The following is a 22,671-nucleotide window of genomic DNA, read 5'->3' on the forward strand; positions in this document are numbered from 1 at the left end:
CAGAGAAAATATAAAATCCTGAAGCTTTTAACACCACCAGCTTTCCGTAGGTTGAGTTTAATAGAGCTGTTGGGAAATAAAAGGATATTTTTGGATGACAGAACTTCCCCCATCCTGATTGAATTTATGCTGCATCTAAATAGAAGTTCCATAGTCCTGCAGTGACCAACATCAAGTGATCATCAAAATCGGTCACACGATTCCTGTACACAGAATGTACACAGTTATATCTCTTAATTCCAGAATGAGCGTGCTCACACACAACTCGCTGACGACTAAGTTCTCGATTCTCCTCCTTTTGCTCCTGTGTTAACTCCTTACCTTTCGGTTTCTTGTGTGGTAGATGGACCAAATTCTTTCTGCAACCCCTGAAAACCCAAATCTCCCTCTATTACCACTTCATCAGGAATGTATTGCACGATCTCTGATTCCTCGAGTAACCTTTTGTCATGCACTTTACCTGCTCTGGTTTTCGTCAGAATAATCACTCGTTTCTCCCTTGTGCTGACTGTAATCTGCTTGCACGTATGCCGCTTTTTCTTGCCAGAGTAATACTCCTTTTGGCGTTCTCGGTTTTGAGGACGTTGCACTGGACGTTCCGTACCATCCACAATCACCTCTTTCACACCTGGAAACCGTTTTTGTGAATTCTGCCATGCTCCTGAGTTTGCGTGCTGGCAAAACTTGCTTTTCTCCTAAAGTGGTTTCTAGCACCCACAGCAGTCGATGCACCCAATCGTGAGCACAGGAGCGGTCAAAGTTGAACAACACACTCAGCAAGTCAAACGTCGGATAACATTTGCAGTACAGTAAGATATAAAATAGTTTCTCCAGTTCTCAATGTGGGCTTGCGTCCGCCCCCGGGCGCACGTTTACGGTTTGCTAAGGAGTTGAACACGGTGCGTTAATATGTATCAGCAAACTGAGATAACAGCTCGTTGAATGCTTGACGGTTGAGTCCAGTCATTGCTCGTAGCAGTCGCTCTTGATTCAGGATGCGGTCTAAGTCCAACATTGATATCACCCTACTTGTCTGCTTGACTATTATACCTTATTTTCCAACAACTCTATTTATATAGAGCATAATTTTAAGCAGCACGCGGGTAATGCTGATTCAAAAACTTGTTTTTTTATCAAGTCTTCTATTCTCTTACTATAATCACTCTGGAGGAACCTGTTTTCCTAAAAGTTATCTGTGTCCATTTGTTACATAGCAGCAGGACTCCTAACACGTCCCACATTCTTATCTCCTTTTATGGGATTCTCAGGCGATCGCACTTTAGTTTATTCTCAATGGTAGGCGCGATCGCACTTCTCAAGGAAAAACAGTTGAATCTGTTTTTATTAATTGGCGTGCGATGGCAGTTCAGCATTTTCTAAGAGGAATATTGTTGAATCTATATTTGGTAACAAGTAATGAGACTTGTATTTGAATGCCTACTATTTTTTATAAAAGTAAATAAATGAAGAAGTTTTTTGTATGTAATTATATTGCCATACAGGCAGTTAGTTATGTCTTTTCATGGGAAAATAGTAAATCTATTAGTTTATAATAAAGTAAATGTATTTATAGGAAAGTAGTGAGAAAAGTATATTATATACTGTAGAAGCTATAAGGATAAAAGAAATGACATTATGAATAGTAATAAGATGAGTGAAGGAGGAGATAGATACAGAGAATAAAAAATACAGAAGAAGTACGGATAGAGGATAAGAGGGAGTGAAAGTAAAATAATATCAATTTATCAGTTATTCATTTGGGAGGTTTTTTTATTGTCTACTATCACTGTTTTGTCTAATCCTTCTACTACATCTACTAAAGAAGATGCTATCACTAATGCTATAAATCAATGGTTATATGGTAAATCTAATCACTCTAAAAGAAATTATACTAGAGTTATTCGTAGTTACATATCTTATTTAGGTGATACTCATATAGCTAATTCTACAGCTCCTCATTTTAGAGATTACCAGGAATATCTCTATCAATCTGGTAAAACTATTAATACTATTAACACTTACACCAATATAATAAAATCCTTCTTTACTTTTCTTAGGGATGAAAGTGTACTTCCAACTAATATCACTCATCGTGTTAAATCTCCTAAGCCTGTCTCTGCTTTACGTGAAAGAATTTTAACTCGAGCAGAAGTAGATGCTATGATTACATTAGAAACTAATATACGTAATCAACTTATCTTAAAGCTATTATTCTTTTGTGGACTTAGAGTTGGTGAATCAACTATACTTCTCTGGGGAGATATTAAAGATAATGGTTCTACTGCTTATGTTCATATTACTGGTAAAGGTAACAAACAACGCACTTTAATTATTCCTCCTTTACTATGGGCATCTTTAAAGTCGCATAAAACTACTAATTGGTGCTGTGTTATGTAAGCAATCAACAATTAATTCACAAACATCATTAAGTGTTGATATTTCATTCTTTTTCATATCCCTAATTCCTCAAGCATTTTCTAACGATTCCCCTTTCAAATAACGTTCCAGTGCATCCGTCACCAAGTTATTAAGATTTACCCCCCGTTGTTGAGCAAATAACGCCGCTTGACGATGAAGTTGGCTACCTACACGCACATTAAAACTGCCCTTAAATGGCTTCTCAGGCTCAATACCTTTTTCTTCACAAAGAGCCAAATAATCATCAATTGCTTCCTCAAAACTAGCCCTGAGACTAGCCACATCTTCCCCTTCAAAACTAATTAAACTGCGGATATATTCCACCTGTCCGTAGAAGATTTTATCATCATCACTATAGTGAATAGACCCGAAATAATCCTTGTATTGCATCATGTTATTCATAGCAATTCTTCCTCTTGGAGAATCTCGATAATCTGTTCAATCTGATATCGTTTGAGAATATTTTGAGGATGGGGTTTGTGTAACGTAATAATCACTCCCGCATCATTGAGAAAACGCCGCCGAGAACCTCCCGTTTTACCTGTGCTGACTTCCTCAAACCCAAACCCCGAAAGCAAGCTGAGTAACTCCTCCCAGGTGAAATCCTTGGGAATGCTAAGAAACCGCTTAATTAATTTCTCCCTGCGGGTCATGAGAACTCCCGACTGCTTACTTCCATTATCTGTCCTCAACGATTTTTTGCAACTAAAATTAAAATTAGTTACATTATCACATTAAACCGATTACCGATTTTAAATACCCAACTCCTCAATTGACAAATTCTTTCTGCAACCCCTGAAAACCCAAATCTCCCTCTATTACCACTTCATCAGGAATGTATTGCACGATCTCTGATTCCTCGAGTAACCTTTTGTCATGCACTTTACCTGCTCTGGTTTTCGTCAGAATAATCACTCGTTTCTCCCTTGTGCTGACTGTAATCTGCTTGCACGTATGCCGCTTTTTCTTGCCAGAGTAATACTCCTTTTGGCGTTCTCGGTTTTGAGGACGTTGCACTGGACGTTCCGTACCATCCACAATCACCTCTTTCACACCTGGAAACCGTTTTTGTGAATTCTGCCATGCTCCTGAGTTTGCGTGCTGGCAAAACTTGCTTTTCTCCTAAAGTGGTTTCTAGCACCCACAGCAGTCGATGCACCCAATCGTGAGCACAGGAGCGGTCAAAGTTGAACAACACACTCAGCAAGTCAAACGTCGGATAACATTTGCAGTACAGTAAGATATAAAATAGTTTCTCGAGTTCTCAATGTGGGCTTGCGTCCGCCCCCGGGCGCACGTTTACGGTTTGCTAAGGAGTTGAACACGGTGCGTTAATATGTATCAGCAAACTGAGATAACAGCTCGTTGAATGCTTGACGGTTGAGTCTAGTCATTGCTCGTAGCAGTCGCTCTTGATTCAGGATGCGGTCTAAGTCCAACATTGATATCACCCTACTTGTCTGCTTGACTATTATACCTTATTTTCCAACAACTCTATTTATATAGAGCATAATTTTAAGCAGCACGCGGGTAATGCTGATTCAAAAACTTGTTTTTTTATCAAGTCTTCTATTCTCTTACTATAATCACTCTGGAGGAACCTGTTTTCCTAAAAGTTATCTGTGTCCATTTGTTACATAGTAGCAGGACTCCTAACACGTCCCACATTCTTATCTCCTTTTATGGGATTCTCAGGCGATCGCACTTTAGTTTATTCTCAATGGTAGGCGCGATCGCACTTCTCAAGGAAAAACAGTTGAATCTGTTTTTATTAATTGGCGTGCGATGGCAGTTCAGCATTTTCTAAGAGGAATATTGTTGAATCTATATTTGGTAACAAGTAATGAGACTTGTATTTGAATGCCTACTATTTTTTATAAAAGTAAATAAATGAAGAAGTTTTTTGTATGTAATTATATTGCCATACAGGCAGTTAGTTATGTCTTTTCATGGGAAAATAGTAAATCTATAAGTTTATAATAAAGTAAATGTATTTATAGGAAAGTAGTGAGAAAAGTATATTATATACTGTAGAAGCTATAAGGATAAAAGAAATGACATTATGAATAGTAATAAGATGAGTGAAGGAGGAGATAGATACAGAGAATAAAAAATACAGAAAAAGTACGGATAGAGGATAAGAGGGACTGAATGTAAAATAACGTCAATTATCAGTTATTCATTTGGGAGGTTTTTTTATTGTCTACTATCACTGTTTTGTCTAATCCTTCTACTACATCTACTAAAGAAGATGCTATCACTAATGCTATAAATCAATGGTTATATGGTAAGTCTAATCGCTCTAAAAGAAATTATACTAGAGTTATTCGTAGTTACATATCTTATTTAGGTGATATTCATATAGCTAATTCTACAGCTGCTCATTTTAGAGATTACCAGGAATATCTCTATCAATCTGGTAAAACTATTAATACTATTAACACTTACACCAATATAATAAAATCCTTCTTTACTTTTCTTAGAGATGAAAGTGTACTTCCAGTTCGCACTGCTTCTAAAAGAATTGGTATCAGCGCCAGTCCCCATTGGCTCCGCCACACTCATGCTAGCTTGGCTTTACAAAATGGTGCTGATATTAATCAAGTTTCTACATCTTTAGGTCATTCTTCTGTTGCTACTACAACTAAATATCTACATGCCCGCCCTAATGATTGTACTAGTCTTTATTTATAGATACTTAAATGAAAGAGGGAAGATTATCTTCCCTCTTTTTTATTTGTCTTAACACTTAGTTCTCTTATGAAAGTTAAAGTTTGCGAATTTACTTATCTGCACTAAATATACTCAATTCGCAATACCTATTCCTTCTTTCGAAGGTCAAGACAATCATAAGATTAAGTCACAAGATTTTAGACAATGGCAGTCGCAATACCTATTCCTTCTTGCGAAGGTCAAGACTTTACTGAATTTTTGAAAAAAATTTTTAGTTATAACATTGGGAGTGTAATGCGATCTCCCGTAGGGAGTGCTTCGCGATCGCCCATTGGGAGTGCTTAGCAATCGCTCTTTTAATTTAAGACAATCTCATATTGTAACATAACTAGTAAAACACATATTGTGTGTTCAATTCCATCCCCCCACAGCAAAACCAGTCAGTTTTCAACTGACTTGAGCTTTGAGACCGGGAATTGATTCCCGGTCTCCCCCACGGACAGTCTCAAGGTTGCTAGTCTTCGCGATCTCCTGTATGGATTGTAATGCGATCTCGCAAGTGCAAGTGCTTCGCAATCCCCCTCCAAATATCCCAAAACCCTTGAAATAACTGATTTATCCTTTGACGGAAAACGGTTACCGTCAAAGTTTTACCAAACAGGAACCGAACATGAAACGTGCCTAGAGGAGAGCGATCTCCCACGGGGAGTGCTTCGCAATCGCCCGTCAGGGGTGTAATGCGATCTCCCGTAGAGAGTGCTTCGCAATCGCCCATTCCCACTTCCATTCCCACAAGCTTTGATAGAATAAAAATAAATCGAGCAAAGGTAACTTTTATGGCAACCCTACTCAGTGAAAGTAAATCACAGACGGGACTGGTTATCTCATGGGAAGCGTTACCCGATGATTTTCAACTAGAGGATGAACCAGTGGACAATATAGGACAACCACTTTTAGCAGGTGCTTTATGTGAAAGTTTAGAAATCAGTGGTTTTATTCAACCACAGATGTTAATTGCTGCTAATTTTGCTTTATGTGCCACATTAAATGCTCAATTTATCGCTAAAGCACCAGATTGGCTATATATACCTTCAGTTAAAGAAATATTGCCAGGACGCAAAAGCTATACACCCCATTTAGAAGGGGATATACCGGCTTTGGTTATGGAATTTTTGTCAGATAAAGAAGGCGGAGAATACTCATTTAAACGTACCTATCCGCCAGGAAAATGGTTTTTTTATGAACAGATTTTGCAAGTTCCTATTTATATCATTTTTGATCCAGATGGAGGATTATTAGAATATTATCAACTGGAAGATGAACGTTATGAATTAAAGCAACCAGACGAAAATGGTCTTCATTGGATTAAGTCAATGGGACTATTTTTAGGAACTTGGCAAGGTACAAAAGAAGGACGTACTGGCTATTGGTTGCGATGGTGGGATAAAACAGGTAATTTGTTACCTTGGGCTTTAGAACTGATTGAACAGGAACGCCAACGAGCAGAGCAGGAACGCCAACGAGCAGAACAGGAACGTCAGGAAAAAGAAAGGTTAATAGCTTACTTGCGATCGCAAGGAGTTGACCCTAATAGTTTACCTAATCATGCCAAGTAAATTGGCTATGTAAATGTAGGCGGAACTTATCTAACATTTTGTCATCCCATTCATTAGGAACAGATACAAGAGAGTTGTTGAAAAATAAGGGATAATAATCAAGCAGACAAGTAGGGTGATATTAATGAAGTTGCGGGGAATTATTAAATGCGATCTCCCAAAGGGAGTGCTTTGCAATCGCATTTATATCCCGTTTTCTCAACCCAATCGACAAAACCAGTCGGTTTTCAACCGACTTGCGCTGTCGGGTAAGGGTTGGACATCACTATCCTTCCCTCCCCTAAGAACCGGACTTGACGGTTTCCCATCATCCGGCTCAAGCCTTACTTCAAGCCTTTCAACTTGGGTTTTGAGTGTACCTGTTTATGACACGCTGAGTGCAAATGCTTCAGGTTTTCTATGTCGTCCAGACCACCTTTTGCAACAGGTACTATGTGGTGGGTTTCGATTCCATCTCCATTGAGTAGTGGTTCACCGCAGATGGGACATTTCCAGTTTTGGATTTTGGCTACCTCATAATATTTCGAGCCTTTATCCCAATGTGATTTCCCTTTCTTTTGGTGACGTTTATTCCAATATTCTTTTAGATTTGGGTCGTCTGGGGACACACTACCCTTAACTTTTATATGGCGCTCAATTGGTGTCTTATCTATTGGATAGACCGATATCAACGATATCTTCCCACGGCGTTCCCTTTTACAAACGAACCTCCACTGATTGCCTTTTATTGATTTAAAGTAGCGGTCTTTAATCCACTTTTTGCTCTTCTGTGGGTGCCTCCGCTTTGCCCACCTCCAAAGGTATTGCCATACTCTATGAGAGATGTAATCAAAGATTTCTTTACTAACTACACCTTTGTAATAGTTAGCAAACCCTCTGAGAATCGGATTGAGTTTATTTATGACTACCTCTTGCTCTCGACCGTTTAGACTTTTGACTTCCATCCCTAGCCTCTTACAGAGAGCTAACACTTTCTTTTTCGAGGGTTTGATAAGGAGTTTGCCATCATAGTGCTTGAGGTTGAAGCCAAGGAAATCGAACCCATCTACCATTGACGTGATTAGCGTCTTCTCAGAACTGAGTTCAAGACCCTTTTCTCTCAACCATTGCTGTATCTGGTTTCGTGCCTTTTTGAGACTTTCTTTGTCTCTAGCTGTGACTATGAAATCATCAGCATATCTCACCACACCAAGTTTTGGATTGGTAGATTTTATAAAAAATTCTAATCCATGTAATCCTATATTAGCTAGTAAGGGCGATATTACCCCTCCTTGTGGTGTGCCTCGTTCTGAAGGGTTTATTTTCCCTTGGAATATGAAACCAGCTTTTAGCCATTCTTTTATCAGTTCTTTCTTAGGAAAGTCACCAATATTTTGTAGAATGGTTTCATGGGCAATGTTATCAAAGAAGCCTTTGATATCGGCTTCTAGAACCCAGTTGTCTCTGCCACTTTTCAATCTTATGAAGGAATGTGCTATGGCATCTTGACAACTTCTACCTGGTCTGAATCCATAAGAATGTTCTTCAAACACGGCTTCCCATTCAGGTTCTAGTGCGTTTTTGACTACTGTTTGCATGACTCTGTCCCTTATAGTTGGGATACCAAGGGGACGTTTCTTGCCGTTTGGTTTTGGAATCATTACCCGTCTTGTAGGACTAGGTGCGACCTCATTCCATTCAAGTATAAGTTTCACTCTTTCTCCTGGGGTGTTTATTATCTCCTTGTCTATCCCAGATGTTTTCTTGCCACGATTGGTCTGAGTGATTTGTCTTACTGCAAACAGTAGGTTTGCGTGGCTTCGTAACATAAGCTTTTGCAAGCTCCTTAGCTTGCGAAAGTTACCAAGTTGTCTAGCACGAAAGATTCTTTGCCTTAGATTTCGAACAGCTTTCATTATCCGTCGCCAATTGATTTGGCTCCAGTTCTCAAGCTGTTTCCTCTGTCCGTTTACTAACATAAGAGTGTTTGTATCTAACTTGTTATTGGATTTGATTTCTTTTTCAATTTGTCTTTCGTATAAGACCCAGGTGAATTCTGCTATTCCTTTCGGTCAGAGGCAAATCTTGAACCCCTATTTGGAGCATTACCTCCAACATTCGCTTTCTCACCCATCCTGTACCCTCCAAGGAGTTCCGTCATTGTTACCTTTGACCTACTGGAGTTATCGACATTCTCCAGACCTTGTAGGGCTTGCCCTGTTGGTCCTTCTGTTGTTACACTCTTCCTTGGGTGCTATCTATCCTGCGGCGGTTTTATTATTCACAGGTTTAGGCAATCTCAAAGCACCTAAACTACACCGCTTATGTCCTATCAGTCTAATTTGGACATTCTTCCCATAACGCAGTTTTATCGATAATTCACGTGGTTCACCTTTGGAAGAATTCCCTCTAGCTCCTAACCGGTTTTAGACTACTAGTTTTGGCTACATTTGTGGTCTGCATTCCGTCCTTATCCATTACTGTACTGGGACGTGACCGGACTCTTAACAGAGTCTTTTACACGAGAGCAAGGGCTGTGAATCCCCTGGGGGAGTAGGCTCCCCGTAACAGAAAGACCCTTTTCAGGTCGCACTTGAGACCGGGAATTGATTCCCGGTCTCCCCCACGGACGGTCTCCAGGTTGCTAGTCCTTCGCGATCTCCTGTATGGATTGTAATGCGATCTCGCAAGTGCAAGTGCTTCGCAATCCCCCTCCAAATATCCCTACCCCCTTGAAATAACTGATTCATCCTTTGACGGAAAACGTTTACCGTCAATCTTTTACCAACCGGGAACCGAACATGAAACGTGCCTAGAGGAGAGCGATCTCCCACGGGGAGTGCTTCGCAATCGCCCGTCAGGGGTGTAATGCGATCTCCCGTAGGGAGTGCTTCGCAATCGCCCATTCCCACTTCCATTCCCACAAGCTTTGATAGAATAAAAATAAATCGAGCAAAGGTAACTTTTATGGCAACCCTACTCAGTGAAAGTAAATCACAGACGGGACTGGTTATCTCATGGGAAGCGTTACCCGATGATTTTCAACTAGAGGATGAACCAGTGGACAATATAGGACAACCACTTTTAGCAGGTGCTTTATGTGAAAGTTTAGAAATCAGTGGTTTTATTCAACCACAGATGTTAATTGCTGCTAATTTTGCTTTATGTGCCACATTAAATGCTCAATTTATCGCTAAAGCACCAGATTGGCTATATATACCTTCAGTTAAAGAAATATTGTCAGGACGCAAAAGCTATACACCCCATTTAGAAGGGGATATACCGGCTTTGGTTATGGAATTTTTGTCAGATAAAGAAGGCGGAGAATACTCATTTAAACGTACCTATCCGCCAGGAAAATGGTTTTTTTATGAACAGATTTTGCAAGTTCCTATTTATATCATTTTTGATCCAGATGGAGGATTATTAGAATATTATCAACTGGAAGATGAACGTTATGAATTAAAGCAACCAGACGAAAATGGTCTTCATTGGATTAAGTCAATGGGACTATTTTTAGGAACTTGGCAAGGTACAAAAGAAGGACGTACTGGCTATTGGTTGCGATGGTGGGATAAAACAGGTAATTTGTTACCTTGGGCTTTAGAACTGATTGAACAGGAACGCCAACGAGCAGAACAGGAACGTCAGGAAAAAGAAAGGTTAATAGCTTACTTGCGATCGCAAGGAGTTGACCCTAATAGTTTACCTAATCATGCCAAGTAAATTGGCTATGTAAATGTAGGCGGAACTTATCTAACATTTTGTCATCCCATTCATTAGGAACAGATACAAGAGAGTTGTTGAAAAATAAGGGATAATAATCAAGCAGACAAGTAGGGTGATATTAATGAAGTTGCGGGGAATTATTAAATGCGATCTCCCAAAGGGAGTGCTTTGCAATCACATTTATATCCCGTTTTCTCAACCCAATCGACAAAACCAGTCGGTTTTCAACCGACTTGCGCTTTGAGACCGGGAATTGATTCCCGGTCTCCCCCACAGACAGTCTCCAGGTTGCGAGTCCTTCGCGATCTCCCAAAGGGAGTGCTGCGCAATCACCCGTAGGGTGTGCTTCGCAATCACCCGTAGGGTGTGCTTCGCAATCTCCCATAGAGAGTGCTTCGCAATCCCCCTCCAAATATCCCTACCCCCTTGAAATAACTGATTCATCCTTTGACGGTAAACGTTTTCCGTCAATCTTTTACCAACCGGGAACGGAACATGAAACGTGCCTAGAGGAGAGCGTGCCTTGCGATCGCCCGTCGGGGGTGTAATGCAATCTCCCCTCAACACATTCAGATTTTTCCCTTGAGAAGGAACCAGGGGGATTCCTGAATGTGATGACTCGTAGGGAATGCAATGCGATCTCCCGTAGGGAGTGCTTCGCAATCGCCCATCTCCAGTTTTAGGTTTTTCCATTCAGAAGGGAGGTGGGGGAATTTCTAATTGCGATCTCCCGTAGGGAGTGCTTCGCAATCGTCTGTCTCCATGTTCAAATTTTTCCCTTGAGAAGGAACCGGGGGGATTCCTGAATGCGAGATCCCGTAGGGAGTGCTTCGCGATCGCCTATAAAAAGTACAATGCGATCTCACCTCTTACATAAAGTATTGCACTGAGATTTGGACAAAAAGCGATCGCCTTTCACCTCCTTGCTTAAATTAGTCAAAGAGCTGGCAAATAGACGGGAACTTATTAATTGCTCTGCTGCATAAGCGGTAGCTATTTCTGATAGCGCTGTATCTACCTCCCTTCTGGTTCTTTCCCCTTTTTTGGCAATGAACTTCAGTATGGCCTCTTTTATCGCTGTAATGCTTGTTATTTCACTGTCCTCCCTTAAACTACTCGCGATCGCCTTTAGTTCATCCTGGGGGAGGATAAAACCCAGGTCTTTAGCTACAGTAGATATGGTTTGCTTTTCTGCTAAGGTAATTTCCTTATTTTGTGGTAGCTCTGGAGGCTCGTCTAGAGTGATTACATGGTCTCCTAAAGGAGGTATAGGTACAGGTACTAACTCACTCTGAAACAAGTTTTCCAGACGCTTCTGGTTTTCTTTTTCTGATAGAGAAGAATTCCAATTATCGCGTATTTGTCTGGAGGTAATACGTATACCTCGTCTTTGTAGATTAATTTGCACTCGTTTGATAGCGCTAGCAGTGAGAATCAACGTTTTTTCCTCCCTGACTTATAAATCAAAGCACTCAACATAATCAATCCTGAAATGTCGCGGGAATAATGATTGGTTTGATCAAAAGGTAGACTCAGCTTTTAAGCTTCTCCGGTCTGAAGACACGGAGATTTCTGAAGAGTCCATAAACGAACTTTCTGAGGCTGGCTTAAACAGCCTCTACTGATTCCGCTAAGATCAATTCCTAGCATCACCGCTACTTTTTTCAAAATATTAGCAGCACCATTACAGTCCGCATTAATTTTGAACCCATCAGAAGTTTCATATACTCCACGACTAACTCGTTTCCCGCTTGCTTCCCACCCTTCGGGTTTTTCACCGAATTTAGGTATATTGTCGCAATCAAAAAACGATGATTGAGAAGTGTATGATTCTTCTGTTTCAATAAAATCTATTCCGTATTGTTTACATAATTGAGCAATACGGTCTTTTAATCTTGCTGTGGGAATTTGGACAAACTTCTGATTGTTTTTAGACCCCAAATCAATACTATCTTTTTGTCCTTTATTCCATCCAAAAACAATAGCACCAATCTTATTTTCAATACAGTGGTTAACGACTATTCTTGCAGCTTTGTTAACTGCATCACGCATTTGTCGGTTTCTTTTTTCGGTAATAGCAGCTAATCTGTTAGACCAAAAACCTTGCGGTTTATCACTTTTAAGTTTAGCTACTGATTTGTTGTACCACTGATTTAAACTTTTTAAATGAAGTCCATCAACAATAAATGATGTTCCCAGATTAGAAACACAAGTTAACCAGTTATTTAACCCGTGGTCAATCCCTAAAACATTATTTCTATCAACATCAGATTTTATTTCATCTACCTGATAGACAAATTCTGCATAAAATTGTCTATTTCTAGGTAAAATACGTACTTGATTGATTTGAAGTCAAGGTTAGATGGCATTGGTAGACAAAAAGAATCTATCCCAAACCATGCCTTAACTTTTGTTCCCAAAGGAAACTTAATCATCCCATCAATTAACTTTAATGACCTGCCCGTAAAAGTAGCTACAGTCATAACACTTTTACAGTAATTAGGTAATTTTGGTTTTTGGGAAACTTCGCCCTTTTTTGCAGCTTTTACTAGCTCAATGTACGATTTAAAGGATTCAGCTACACTGGTTAGTATTTGTTGAGAAGTATCAGAATACAATGCCTGATAATGAACGTTTTTCTGATAAGTTCCTAGTTGTTTATGCAAATCTGCTCTACTAGGAATATAACCAGTTTTAAAGTACATCTGCCTAGAATAGTAAACGCCACAATTTGTCAGCTTTTTAGCTTCTGTGCAGAGGTACTCCAATATGGCTGTTATTGATTTATCGGACTTGATAAGAACTTGTTGGCATCCGTACATTGTTCGACCTTCAATGTTTGTTGATTTCAAAAGTATAGTTGAGATATGATTTACTTGTCAATAGCAGCCACGAAACAATATGAAGACAACACTGGAATACAGAATAAGAAATCACTCAAAAGGTAATGCAGTAGTGCATCTTGTATGGATACCTAAACGCCGAAAAAAGGTATTATCTGGAGAGATAGCTAAATGCCTTCGACAGATAATTTACGAACTAGCCAAAGAAAAAGACTGGGATATCCTCTCTCTTGAGGTTGCACCATGTTCATTTATTTGTAGAACATCAACCAGATGTTGCTATAAATCAAGTGGTTAAAGCTTTTAAAGGACGGTCATCTTGCTTGTTAAGACGAAAATTTCCTGAATTACTTAAACTTCCTAGCCTATGGACTAATAGTTATTTTTATTCCACTGCTGGACAGGTTTCAGCAGATGTTATTAAAAGGTATATTGAAGATCCGCATCACGGTTAAATATCAAGGCGAATAAATTCGCCGTTGGCACTTCCTGTCTAAAGCCAAGTGGCTTCCGTGCCTTTCGGCGATTTTCTTGTGATGCAAAGGAAATGATATTCAAATACACTAAAGTCATTATACACCATAGATACCTTATAGTGTCAATGGTCTGTTGAAAATTTAAGGATTGGGTGATACTATCTGGTTGTTAAGTGATTCTGGTACTTTGAGTGATGGAAGAAAAAGAGCTAGTCCCTATTCGATTCTTTCTTTCTAAGGAGGAAAAATTAGAGTTTAGAAAGATTTGCTTAGAAGAAAACACAACCATGAAAGACAAAGTAAGAGAAATAGTATGTGATTATGTGGAAACTCAAAAGGAGGAGAAAAAGAAAAAATAAATAAATTCCCTAGCAGGGACTCTACCCGGGCGGATAAAAATTCCTTGATTCCAATTAGCTGTATGTTTTATTACAGAAAATGATTTAGTAAGGCTATTAGCTATATTTAGTTCTTACTATAGATCCTCATAACTTATACAGGGTGATAAGTGGTCGTGCAAAATAAATTTCGCAGTTCGGGGAGGGAACTGATAATTGAAAAGACCTAATAGATAGCCCTTAGAGAAATTATTTCTTCAATGAATATGTAAAATTAAATTTGCCTGGGTACTTATCTCTAGTATTGATAAATAAACTCAATTGAGAGTATTTCTGGTATCTGGTAATCGTAGCAATTTATATCACCAATTCAGCGTAAATACAAATACTAATTCAGGTAATATCAAGTTTAAATAAATAAACTTGTGACACTTGCAACTTTATTAGAGAGCATGTATAATAAAAACAGTAAAACCACCGGACATTGTCTCTATTTTCTCAGAACGGGACTTCCATGACTGTGGATTATCCCCTAAAAGGGGGTTTCCTAAAAGGGGGCTTGTATGACTATATTACACAATTTTTCCTATTCGTGTCAACCTAGTTCACAAAATTTTTCTCAACCCAAAGACAAGATAAACAACCGGTGTGAAACAACTGATAATTTAGATAAGAGCGAACTTAAAGAGCAAACCTTTAGCTTTTTAACGCGCCTTGGTTTTACACTAGGAAGAGAACTCTGGATAAAAACTTCTAAACGCCAGGTGTTCAGGGCAGTAGTGGGGAAGGGGGAATTAGAAGTATTTCCCCAAAGGAAGGTAAGCAAGGTAGAGGATCCTAAAGGTGGTTCTGTGTGGCGGGATGTTGGTAGATCCTATGGATGGGAGTTCCTATACCAGCTTTCTCAAGAAACTTCCTTATTCTTCTTGCCCAACCATCCTCAAGGTGGGATTGGCAAGGGACACTGCACCAATTTCTCTAATCTTTTCTTTGAGGTAGATGACCTCCCCCTAGACCAACAGTTCCAATAATCCAACCCCCGAAGATCAATGAGATCGCCTGATTACGAAACCAAAAAAAGTTGCTAAAATTAGGTTAAATCCCCCTGAGCTGAGGGGAAAACCCCCTCTTACCAACCGTGTCCCAACCTTCAACTACCACCCAAAATGTAACCCCCCCTAGGGAACCTTTCAACCTACCAGACCATACCCAGTTACCGGACTCCGATGACGATTTTGTGAAAAATTTCCAAGAACACCCGCAAAGCATAATATTAACCACATCAATTGAACCATTACTGAAAAAAATCCATCCCAACGGAGATTATTGTATAGGGCAGGATAGTGGCATATATTGGCGATTCACAGAACCTCCAGAAAAAGGGGTAGAAGCACCAGACTGGTTCTATGTTCCCGGAGTGCCATCCAGATTAAATGGGCAATTGAGAAGGTCATACGTACTATGGAAGGAAAAAGTACCTCCCTTCATAGTGATAGAATTCGCGTCTAAAAATGGAAAGGAAGAAAAAGACAGTTCCCCTCCACCAGAAGGGGATGAAATAGATCCAGAAACCGGGAAACCAAAAAAAGCGGGGAAGTTTTGGGTGTATGAACAAGCGGTAAAGATACCATATTATGCCATATTTAATGGTTTTAAGGGTACACTAGAGGTATATCATTTAGAGAGAAAAAGATACAAAGAAATAAAGGCGAATAGGCGAGGACACTATGCCATACCGGAGATGGGTATAGAATTGGGAATACTGTATGACAACCAGAAACCACCCACACCGTGGTTAAGATGGTGGGATAATAGGGGGAATCTCTTATTGACAGGAAATGAGCTTGCGGAACAAGCGGAAGTTATCGCTATTCGTGAGCGTCTGGCTAAAGAGCGAGCAGAAACTATCGCGTCTCAAGAGCGTCTCTCTAGAGAGCGAGCAGAAACTATCGCGTCTCAAGAGCGTCTCGCTAGAGAGCAAGCAGAAACTATCGCATCTCAAGAGCGTCTCGCTAAAGAACAGGAACGAGAAGCTAAAGAGCGAGCAGAAACTATCGCATCCCAAGAGCGTCTCGCTAAAGAACAGGAACGCCAACAAAAAGAACAGGAACGCCAACAAAAAGAAAAACTAGCTGCTTATCTACGCTCCCTTGGCATTGACCCAGAGAAAATATAAAATCCTGAAGCTTTTAACACCACCAGCTTTCCGTAGGTTGAGTTTAATAATCCAACCCCCGAAGATCAATGAGATCGCCTGATTACGAAACCAAAAAAAGTTGCTAAAATTAGGTTAAATCCCCCTGAGCTGAGGGGAAAACCCCCTCTTACCAACCGTGTCCCAACCTTCAACTACCACCCAAAATGTAACCCCCCCTAGGGAACCTTTCAACCTACCAGACCATACCCAGTTACCGGACTCCGATGACGATTTTGTGAAAAATTTCCAAGAACACCCGCAAAGCATAATATTAACCACATCAATTGAACCATTACTGAAAAAAATCCATCCCAACGGAGACTATTGTATAGGACAGGATAGTGGCATATATTGGCGATTCACAGAACCTCCAGAAAAAGGGGTAGAAGCACCAGACTGGTTCTATGTTCCCGGAGTGCCATCCAGATTAAATGGGCAATTGAGAAGGTCATACGTACTATGGAAGGAAAAAGTACCTCCCTTCATAGTGATAGAATTCGCGTCTAAAAATGGAAAGGAAGAAAAAGACAGTTCCCCTCCACCAGAAGGGGATGAAATAGATCCAGAAACCGGGAAACCAAAAAAAGCGGGGAAGTTTTGGGTGTATGAACAAGCGGTAAAGATACCATATTATGCCATATTTAATGGTTTTAAGGGTACACTAGAGGTATATCATTTAGAGAGAAAAAGATACAAAGAAATAAAGGCGAATAGGCGAGGACACTATGCCATACCGGAGATGGGTATAGAATTGGGAATACTGTATGACAACCAGAAACCACCCACACCGTGGTTAAGATGGTGGGATAATAGGGGGAATCTCTTATTGACAGGAAATGAGCTTGCGGAACAAGCGGAAGTTATCGCTATTCGTGAGCGTCTGGCTAAAGAGCGAGCAGAAACTATCGCGTCTCAAGAGCGTCTCTCTAGAGAGCGAGCAGAAACTATCGCATCCCAAGAGCGTCTCGCTAGAGAGCAAGCAGAAACTATCGCATCTCAAGAGCGTCTCGCTAAAGAACAGGAACGAGAAGCTAAAGAGCGAGCAGAAACTATCGCATCCCAAGAGCGTCTCGCTAAAGAACAGGAACGCCAACAAAAAGAACAAGAACGCCAACAAAAAGAACAAGAACGCCAACAAAAAGAACAGGAACGCCAACAAAAAGAAAAACTAGCTGCTTATCTACGCTCCCTTGGCATTGACCCAGAGAAAATATAAAATCCTGAAGCTTTTAACACCACCAGCTTTCCGTAGGTTGAGTTTAATAATCCAACCACCGAAGATCAATGAGATCGCCTGATTACGAAACCAAAAAAAGTTGCTAAAATTTAGGTTAAATCCCCCTAAGCTGAGGGGAAAACCCCCTCTTACCAACCGTGTCCCAACCTTCAACTACCACCCAAAATGTAACCCCCCCTAGGGAACCTTTCAACCTACCAGACCATACCCAGTTACCGGACTCCGATGACGATTTTGTGAAAAATTTCCAAGAACACCCGCAAAGCATAATATTAACCACATCAATTGAACCATTACTGAAAAAAATCCATCCCAACGGAGATTATTGTATAGGACAGGATAGTGGCATATATTGGCGATTCACAGAACCTCCAGAAAAAGGGGTAGAAGCACCAGACTGGTTCTATGTTCCCGGAGTGCCATCCAGATTAAATGGGCAATTGAGAAGGTCATACGTACTATGGAAGGAAAAAGTACCTCCCTTCATAGTGATAGAATTCGCGTCTAAAAATGGAAAGGAAGAAAAAGACAGTTCCCCTCCACCAGAAGGGGATGAAATAGATCCAGAAACCGGGAAACCAAAAAAAGCGGGGAAGTTTTGGGTGTACGAACAAGCGGTAAAGATACCATATTATGCCATATTTAATGGTTTTAAGGGTACACTAGAGGTATATCATTTAGAGAGAAAAAGATACAAAGAAATAAAGGCGAATAGGCGAGGACACTATGCCATACCGGAGATGGGTATAGAATTGGGAATACTGTATGACAACCAGAAACCACCCACACCGTGGTTAAGATGGTGGGATAATAAGGGGAATCTCTTATTGACAGGAAATGAGCTTGCGGAACAAGCGGAAGTTATCGCTATTCGTGAGCGTCTGGCTAAAGAGCGAGCAGAAACTATCGCGTCTCAAGAGCGTCTGGCTAGAGAGCAAGCAGAAACTACCGCATCTCAAGAGCGTCTGGCTAAAGAGCGAGCAGAAAATATCGCATCTCAAGAGCGTCTGGCTAGAGAGCGAGCAGAAAATATCGCATCTCAAGAGCGTCTGGCTAAAGAACAAGAACGCCAACAAAAAGAACAGGAACGCCAACAAAAAGAACAAGAACGCCAACAAAAAGAAAAACTAGCTGCTTATCTACGCTCCCTTGGCATTGACCCAGAGAAAATATAAAATCCTGAAGCTTTTAACACCACCAGCTTTCCGTAGGTTGAGTTTAATAATCCAACCACCGAAGATCAATGAGATCGCCTGATTACGAAACCAAAAAAAGTTGCTAAAATTAGGTTAAATCCCCCTGAGCTGAGGGGAAAACCCCCTCTTACCAACCGTGTCCCAACCTTCAACTACCACCCAAAATGTAACCCCCCCTAGGGAACCTTTCAACCTACCAGACCATACCCAGTTACCGGACTCCGATGACGATTTTGTGAAAAATTTCCAAGAACACCCGCAAAGCATAATATTAACCACATCAATTGAACCATTACTGAAAAAAATCCATCCCAACGGAGACTATTGTATAGGACAGGATAGTGGCATATATTGGCGATTCACAGAACCTCCAGAAAAAGGGGTAGAAGCACCAGACTGGTTCTATGTTCCCGGAGTGCCATCCAGATTAAATGGGCAATTGAGAAGGTCATACGTACTATGGAAGGAAAAATTACCTCCCTTCATAGTGATAGAATTCGCGTCTAAAAATGGAAAGGAAGAAAAAGACAGTTCCCCTCCACCAGAAGGGGATGAAATAGATCCAGAAACCGGGAAACCAAAAAAAGCGGGGAAGTTTTGGGTGTATGAACAAGCGGTAAAGATACCATATTATGCCATATTTAATGGTTTTAAGGGTACACTAGAGGTATATCATTTAGAGAGAAAAAGATACAAAGAAATAAAGGCGAATAGGCGAGGACACTATGCCATACCAGAGATGGGTATAGAATTGGGAATACTGTATGACAACCAGAAACCACCCACACCGTGGTTAAGATGGTGGGATAATGAGGGGAATCTCTTATTGACAGGAAATGAGCTTGCGGAACAAGCGGAAGCGATCGCTATTCGTGAGCGTCTGGCTAAAGAGCGAGCAGAAACTATCGCGTCTCAAGAGCGTCTCTCTAGAGAGCGAGCAGAAACTATCGCGTTTCAAGAGCGTCTCGCTAGAGAGCAAGCAGAAACTATCGCATCTCAAGAGCGTCTCGCTAAAGAACAGGAACGAGAAGCTAAAGAGCGAGCAGAAACTATCGCATCCCAAGAGCGTCTCGCTAAAGAACAGGAACGCCAACAAAAAGAACAAGAACGCCAACAAAAAGAACAGGAACGCCAACAAAAAGAAAAACTAGCTGCTTATCTACGCTCCCTTGGCATTGACCCAGAGAAAATATAAAATCCTGAAGCTTTTAACACCACCAGCTTTCCGTAGGTTGAGTTTAATAATCCAACCACCGAAGATCAATGAGATCGCCTGATTACGAAACCAAAAAAAGTTGCTAAAATTAGGTTAAATCCCCCTGAGCTGAGGGGAAAACCCCCTCTTACCAACCGTGTCCCAACCTTCAACTACCACCCAAAATGTAACCCCCCCTAGGGAACCTTTCAACCTACCAGACCATACCCAGTTACCGGACTCCGATGACGATTTTGTGAAAAATTTCCAAGAACACCCGCAAAGCATAATATTAACCACATCAATTGAACCATTACTGAAAAAAATCCATCCCAATGGAGATTATTGTATAGGGCAGGATAGTGGCATATATTGGCGGTTCACAGAACCTCCAGAAAAAGGGGTAGAAGCACCAGACTGGTTCTATGTTCCCGGAGTGCCATCCAGATTAAATGGGCAATTGAGAAGGTCATATGTGCTATGGAAGGAAAAAGTACCTCCCTTCATAGTGATAGAATTCGCGTCTAAAAATGGAAAGGAGGAAAAAGACAGTTCCCCTCCACCAGAAGGGGATGAAATAGATCCAGAAACCGGGAAACCAAAAAAAGCGGGGAAGTTTTGGGTGTATGAACAAGCGGTAAAGATACCATATTATGCCATATTTAATGGTTTTAAGGGTACACTAGAGGTATATCATTTAGAGAGAAAAAGATACAAAGAAATAAAGGCGAATAGGCGAGGACACTATGCCATACCAGAGATGGGTATAGAATTGGGAATACTGTATGACAACCAGAAACCACCCACACCGTGGTTAAGATGGTGGGATAATAAGGGGAATCTCTTATTGACAGGAAATGAGCTTGCGGAACAAGCGGAAGTTATCGCTATTCGTGAGCGTCTGGCTAGAGAGCAAGCAGAAACTATCGCATCTCAAGAGCGTCTCGCTAAAGAGCGAGCAGAAACTATCGCATATCAAGAGCGTCTCGCTAAAGAGCGAGCAGAAACTATCGCATATCAAGAGCGTCTCGCTAAAGAACAGGAACGCCAACAAAAAGAAAAACTAGCTGCTTATCTACGCTCCCTTGGCATTGACCCGGAGAAAATATAAAACAATATAAATAAAATATAATGTTCGATTGATGCGATCGCCCTCTCTTAAAAACGAGCGATCGCCTGAAAGACTGGGTAACTTAACTGAAGTTTTTCACTTACAGGTAAGTCAGGTATATACTCCTCAACCTGCGTAACCTCCCAGTCACCAGTTCTACAATGTGTACTTGCACCTGAAAATTGAGGATCTATACATTCCTCAGTTCTATGAAACTCTTTTAGTCTGTAACCAGGATTGGGAATTGATTTTTTAGAGCCGTCATAATGTTCAGCGAGAATGTTAGTACAAGCTCCACTGTGAGCTAATAGCATCTTCTCTCCAGTTTTCTAGTTGTCCTTTCTCAGCTTTAAAACTGCAACAGTTTGGGAACGACAAAATCGGGCAACATCTCAATAAACTAGAGTGAGTCTAATTAACCTTTAGCAAAAGACTTAATGGACATGATATAACAATTATGGGTAAGATGTCACATAACTAAAAAACCCTAAATATAGTTTTTAAAAACTTCCACCGTTGCCATTCCAGTTTTTTGCCAACTAAATTCACTTGCTCGCTTAATCCCCAATTTTGAAAGCTGTTTTCTACAATCAGAATCATAAATAATAGTTGTCATTGCTGTGGCTATTTCCTGTGGATCATAGGGATTAATTAGAATAGCCGCATCTCCTGTTACTTCTGGGAGAGAAGAAATATTAGAAGTAATAACAGGAGTACCACAGGCCATGGCTTCCAATACGGGTAACCCAAAACCTTCCCATAAACTGGGAAAGACTAAAGCCAGGGCTTGATTAATAATAATTGGTAATTCTTTATATGGTAAGTAATTAAGAAATTTAACTAAATGATCTATTCCCAATGTTTGAATTTGGGTTTGTAACAAGGGAGTGTAACGTTTATCTGTAGGGCCAACTAACCAGAGTTCATAATCATTTCTATGGGGTATGGTGGAGAATGCAACGATTAGACGCCGAAGATTTTTATATGGATGCTGACGACCAATATATAAAAAATAGTTACGAGTTGGGAGGTTAAGAAACTGGAAGTGGGAAGAGTCACAAGCTAAAGGAATAGGTGTTATTTTGCTACCGGGTACTTGATGAAATTCCATGATATCATCAGCAGTAGCTTGAGAATTACAAATAATATGTTGAGCTTGCTTAAAAACCTGGGGAGTATAGTAACGGTGATAGAGAGTCAGGGGAGAAAAGGGTTGAGGAAAACGTAGGGGTATCATGTCATGTCCCATGACAATGGAGTGACATTTAGTATAGATAGGTGCTTCAGGAATGGGGGAGAAGAGAAGTTGCGATTTCAGCTGGTGATAGATTTTTGGCAGTTGCCATTGGGTCCAAATTACACGGTTTAAATGTCCTTTTATTCCCTGTGCAGGGGTGAGATTAGGGGGAACAGGGTAACAGTTAAAATTGGGGTAGTTTTTAGGTGTGAGCAGGGTCGGTTGGAGTGTTTTTAAATAGGGAATGAGGTTTAGAGCATAGTTACTAATACCAGTTGGCTGGGGGAGAATAACCGATAGGTTGATCAGTAATTGGGATGAATTTGGACGTGTGTTCATTCTGGAATTGATGACCTGTGTAAATAGTATACATATACTAACTTAAATTTTGATGGTCCTAAATTATTAGTATAAGATTGCCAATTC

General features: G+C 40.5%; 25 protein-coding genes and 2 pseudogenes. 13 read left to right on the top strand and 14 right to left on the bottom strand.

Translation table 11 applies throughout. From position 1 onward, the window contains the following. Window positions 1-124: 124 nt before the first annotated feature. Window positions 125-352 carry a transposase family protein gene (locus IAR63_RS18540; protein WP_197704935.1) on the bottom strand — a complete coding sequence of 76 codons (228 nt, stop codon included), beginning with the start codon at window positions 350-352 and terminating at the stop codon, window positions 125-127. Then, window positions 318-626 carry a transposase family protein gene (locus tag IAR63_RS18545; protein WP_231922665.1) on the bottom strand — a complete coding sequence of 103 codons (309 nt, stop codon included), beginning with the start codon at window positions 624-626 and terminating at the stop codon, window positions 318-320. Before IAR63_RS18545 ends, IAR63_RS18540 begins: the two co-directional genes overlap by 35 nt. A 1,147-nt stretch (window positions 627-1,773) precedes the next feature. Here IAR63_RS18545 and IAR63_RS16270 point away from each other — a divergent pair. Next, the gene (locus IAR63_RS16270) at window positions 1,774-2,397 is read left to right on the top strand and encodes a tyrosine-type recombinase/integrase (protein WP_187705995.1); all 624 of its coding nucleotides are present in this window, start codon (window positions 1,774-1,776) and stop codon (window positions 2,395-2,397) included. A 69-nt stretch (window positions 2,398-2,466) separates the two neighbouring features. Here the strand turns inward: IAR63_RS16270 and IAR63_RS16275 are convergent, their stop codons facing one another. The 3 genes from IAR63_RS16275 to IAR63_RS18555 all read right to left on the bottom strand — a co-directional run bounded on the left by IAR63_RS16275 (window position 2,467) and on the right by IAR63_RS18555 (window position 3,471). Beyond that, window positions 2,467-2,820: a type II toxin-antitoxin system HicB family antitoxin gene (locus tag IAR63_RS16275; protein ID WP_181884020.1), complete on the bottom strand. Its 354-nt coding sequence runs from the start codon at window positions 2,818-2,820 to the stop codon at window positions 2,467-2,469. Next, window positions 2,817-3,110, bottom strand: a complete 294-nt coding sequence (locus IAR63_RS16280; protein ID WP_220272382.1) for a type II toxin-antitoxin system HicA family toxin — start codon at window positions 3,108-3,110, stop codon at window positions 2,817-2,819. The genes IAR63_RS16275 and IAR63_RS16280 overlap by 4 nt, the downstream gene beginning before the upstream one ends. A 76-nt stretch (window positions 3,111-3,186) precedes the next feature. After that, on the bottom strand, window positions 3,187-3,471 hold the full coding sequence (locus IAR63_RS18555) for a transposase family protein (protein ID WP_231922615.1): 285 nt from the start codon (window positions 3,469-3,471) through the stop codon (window positions 3,187-3,189). 1,146 nt (window positions 3,472-4,617) lie between these two features. Here IAR63_RS18555 and IAR63_RS18565 point away from each other — a divergent pair. After that, window positions 4,618-5,112 carry a site-specific integrase gene (locus tag IAR63_RS18565; RefSeq protein ID WP_235678298.1) on the top strand — a complete coding sequence of 165 codons (495 nt, stop codon included), beginning with the start codon at window positions 4,618-4,620 and terminating at the stop codon, window positions 5,110-5,112. 183 nt (window positions 5,113-5,295) lie between these two features. Next, window positions 5,296-5,436 (top strand): hypothetical protein, encoded by a 141-nt coding sequence (locus IAR63_RS16295; protein WP_187705996.1) that lies wholly within the window; start codon window positions 5,296-5,298, stop codon window positions 5,434-5,436. A gap of 169 nt (window positions 5,437-5,605) precedes the next feature. On the opposite strand, the gene IAR63_RS16300 is transcribed toward IAR63_RS16295, so the two are convergent. Then, complete coding sequence (locus tag IAR63_RS16300) at window positions 5,606-5,866, bottom strand: hypothetical protein (protein ID WP_235678299.1); 261 nt, start codon at window positions 5,864-5,866, stop codon at window positions 5,606-5,608. 61 nt (window positions 5,867-5,927) lie between these two features. Between IAR63_RS16300 and IAR63_RS16305 the strand changes: the two genes are divergently transcribed. Next, window positions 5,928-6,707 (top strand): Uma2 family endonuclease, encoded by a 780-nt coding sequence (locus IAR63_RS16305; protein ID WP_187705997.1) that lies wholly within the window; start codon window positions 5,928-5,930, stop codon window positions 6,705-6,707. A 323-nt stretch (window positions 6,708-7,030) separates the two neighbouring features. Here IAR63_RS16305 and ltrA read toward each other — a convergent pair whose 3' ends face one another. Together ltrA and IAR63_RS16315 are read right to left on the bottom strand one after the other, a co-directional pair. Continuing rightward, window positions 7,031-8,665, bottom strand: a complete 1,635-nt coding sequence (gene ltrA, locus IAR63_RS16310; RefSeq protein WP_187705998.1) for a group II intron reverse transcriptase/maturase — start codon at window positions 8,663-8,665, stop codon at window positions 7,031-7,033. A gap of 603 nt (window positions 8,666-9,268) precedes the next feature. After that, on the bottom strand, window positions 9,269-9,592 hold the full coding sequence (locus IAR63_RS16315) for a hypothetical protein (protein ID WP_187707512.1): 324 nt from the start codon (window positions 9,590-9,592) through the stop codon (window positions 9,269-9,271). Window positions 9,593-9,653: 61 nt separating this feature from the next. Here IAR63_RS16315 and IAR63_RS16320 point away from each other — a divergent pair, with 61 nt between their 5' ends. Beyond that, on the top strand, window positions 9,654-10,412 hold the full coding sequence (locus IAR63_RS16320) for a Uma2 family endonuclease (RefSeq protein WP_187705999.1): 759 nt from the start codon (window positions 9,654-9,656) through the stop codon (window positions 10,410-10,412). A gap of 198 nt (window positions 10,413-10,610) precedes the next feature. Here IAR63_RS16320 and IAR63_RS18570 read toward each other — a convergent pair whose 3' ends face one another. The 4 genes from IAR63_RS18570 to IAR63_RS18730 form a co-directional block, all read right to left on the bottom strand. Then, entirely contained in the window at window positions 10,611-11,108 is a 498-nt protein-coding gene (locus IAR63_RS18570) for a hypothetical protein (protein WP_235678300.1), read from the bottom strand. 169 nt (window positions 11,109-11,277) lie between these two features. Next, window positions 11,278-11,853, bottom strand: a complete 576-nt coding sequence (locus tag IAR63_RS16330) for a hypothetical protein (protein ID WP_187706000.1) — start codon at window positions 11,851-11,853, stop codon at window positions 11,278-11,280. A gap of 101 nt (window positions 11,854-11,954) precedes the next feature. After that, on the bottom strand, window positions 11,955-12,761 hold the full coding sequence (locus IAR63_RS18725; protein WP_328701257.1) for an RNA-guided endonuclease InsQ/TnpB family protein: 807 nt from the start codon (window positions 12,759-12,761) through the stop codon (window positions 11,955-11,957). After that, window positions 12,698-13,120: a hypothetical protein gene (locus IAR63_RS18730; RefSeq protein WP_328701197.1), complete on the bottom strand. Its 423-nt coding sequence runs from the start codon at window positions 13,118-13,120 to the stop codon at window positions 12,698-12,700. Before IAR63_RS18730 ends, IAR63_RS18725 begins: the two co-directional genes overlap by 64 nt. A 196-nt stretch (window positions 13,121-13,316) precedes the next feature. Between IAR63_RS18730 and tnpA the strand changes: the two are divergent. From tnpA to IAR63_RS16375, 8 genes and pseudogenes are all read left to right on the top strand, one after another. Further along, a pseudogene (gene tnpA, locus IAR63_RS16340) lies at window positions 13,317-13,713 on the top strand (IS200/IS605 family transposase). A 215-nt stretch (window positions 13,714-13,928) separates the two neighbouring features. Continuing rightward, window positions 13,929-14,093, top strand: coding sequence for a hypothetical protein (locus tag IAR63_RS16345; protein WP_187706001.1), 165 nt, complete (start codon window positions 13,929-13,931; stop codon window positions 14,091-14,093). Between the two features lie 542 nt (window positions 14,094-14,635). Then, window positions 14,636-15,103, top strand: a complete 468-nt coding sequence (locus tag IAR63_RS16350) for a hypothetical protein (RefSeq protein ID WP_187706002.1) — start codon at window positions 14,636-14,638, stop codon at window positions 15,101-15,103. 107 nt (window positions 15,104-15,210) lie between these two features. Beyond that, window positions 15,211-16,248, top strand: a complete 1,038-nt coding sequence (locus IAR63_RS16355) for a Uma2 family endonuclease (protein ID WP_187706003.1) — start codon at window positions 15,211-15,213, stop codon at window positions 16,246-16,248. 157 nt (window positions 16,249-16,405) lie between these two features. Beyond that, the gene (locus IAR63_RS16360) at window positions 16,406-17,485 is read left to right on the top strand and encodes a Uma2 family endonuclease (RefSeq protein ID WP_187706004.1); all 1,080 of its coding nucleotides are present in this window, start codon (window positions 16,406-16,408) and stop codon (window positions 17,483-17,485) included. A gap of 158 nt (window positions 17,486-17,643) precedes the next feature. Further along, window positions 17,644-18,426, top strand: a pseudogene (locus IAR63_RS16365) (Uma2 family endonuclease); the annotation flags it as partial. A 412-nt stretch (window positions 18,427-18,838) separates the two neighbouring features. Continuing rightward, a complete protein-coding gene (locus IAR63_RS16370) occupies window positions 18,839-19,897 on the top strand; it encodes a Uma2 family endonuclease (RefSeq protein WP_187706006.1) in 1,059 nt (352 codons plus the stop codon). Window positions 19,898-20,054: 157 nt separating this feature from the next. After that, the gene (locus IAR63_RS16375; protein ID WP_187706007.1) at window positions 20,055-21,008 is read left to right on the top strand and encodes a Uma2 family endonuclease; all 954 of its coding nucleotides are present in this window, start codon (window positions 20,055-20,057) and stop codon (window positions 21,006-21,008) included. 47 nt (window positions 21,009-21,055) lie between these two features. Here the strand turns inward: IAR63_RS16375 and IAR63_RS16380 are convergent, their stop codons facing one another. Continuing rightward, the gene (locus tag IAR63_RS16380) at window positions 21,056-21,322 is read right to left on the bottom strand and encodes a hypothetical protein (protein WP_187706008.1); all 267 of its coding nucleotides are present in this window, start codon (window positions 21,320-21,322) and stop codon (window positions 21,056-21,058) included. A gap of 173 nt (window positions 21,323-21,495) precedes the next feature. Continuing rightward, window positions 21,496-22,584, bottom strand: coding sequence for a glycosyltransferase family 4 protein (locus IAR63_RS16385; RefSeq protein WP_187706009.1), 1,089 nt, complete (start codon window positions 22,582-22,584; stop codon window positions 21,496-21,498). Between the last annotated feature and the right edge of the window lie 87 nt (window positions 22,585-22,671).

This window comes from Cylindrospermopsis curvispora GIHE-G1, assembly GCF_014489415.1.
GTDB classification, from domain to species: Bacteria; Cyanobacteriota; Cyanobacteriia; order Cyanobacteriales; family Nostocaceae; genus Raphidiopsis; species Raphidiopsis curvispora_A.

Excerpts from the sequence above, each read along its gene's own strand:
- IAR63_RS18570 (WP_235678300.1), bottom strand. The coding sequence starts at position 11,108 with ATGGAAAAACCTAAAACTGGAGATGGGCGATTGCGAAGCACTCCCTAC.
- IAR63_RS16295 (WP_187705996.1), top strand. The coding sequence starts at position 5,296 with ATGGCAGTCGCAATACCTATTCCTTCTTGCGAAGGTCAAGACTTTACT.
- IAR63_RS16380 (WP_187706008.1), bottom strand. The coding sequence starts at position 21,322 with ATGCTATTAGCTCACAGTGGAGCTTGTACTAACATTCTCGCTGAACAT.
- IAR63_RS16385 (WP_187706009.1), bottom strand. The coding sequence starts at position 22,584 with ATGAACACACGTCCAAATTCATCCCAATTACTGATCAACCTATCGGTT.
- IAR63_RS16300 (WP_235678299.1), bottom strand. The coding sequence starts at position 5,866 with ATGGGCGATTGCGAAGCACTCTCTACGGGAGATCGCATTACACCCCTG.
- IAR63_RS16345 (WP_187706001.1), top strand. The coding sequence starts at position 13,929 with ATGGAAGAAAAAGAGCTAGTCCCTATTCGATTCTTTCTTTCTAAGGAG.
- ltrA (WP_187705998.1), bottom strand. The coding sequence starts at position 8,665 with ATGTTAGTAAACGGACAGAGGAAACAGCTTGAGAACTGGAGCCAAATC.
- IAR63_RS16305 (WP_187705997.1), top strand. The coding sequence starts at position 5,928 with ATGGCAACCCTACTCAGTGAAAGTAAATCACAGACGGGACTGGTTATC.
- IAR63_RS16275 (WP_181884020.1), bottom strand. The coding sequence starts at position 2,820 with ATGAATAACATGATGCAATACAAGGATTATTTCGGGTCTATTCACTAT.
- IAR63_RS16350 (WP_187706002.1), top strand. The coding sequence starts at position 14,636 with ATGACTATATTACACAATTTTTCCTATTCGTGTCAACCTAGTTCACAA.
- IAR63_RS16315 (WP_187707512.1), bottom strand. The coding sequence starts at position 9,592 with ATGGGCGATTGCGAAGCACTCCCTACGGGAGATCGCATTACACCCCTG.
- IAR63_RS18730 (WP_328701197.1), bottom strand. The coding sequence starts at position 13,120 with ATGTACTTTAAAACTGGTTATATTCCTAGTAGAGCAGATTTGCATAAA.
- IAR63_RS16320 (WP_187705999.1), top strand. The coding sequence starts at position 9,654 with ATGGCAACCCTACTCAGTGAAAGTAAATCACAGACGGGACTGGTTATC.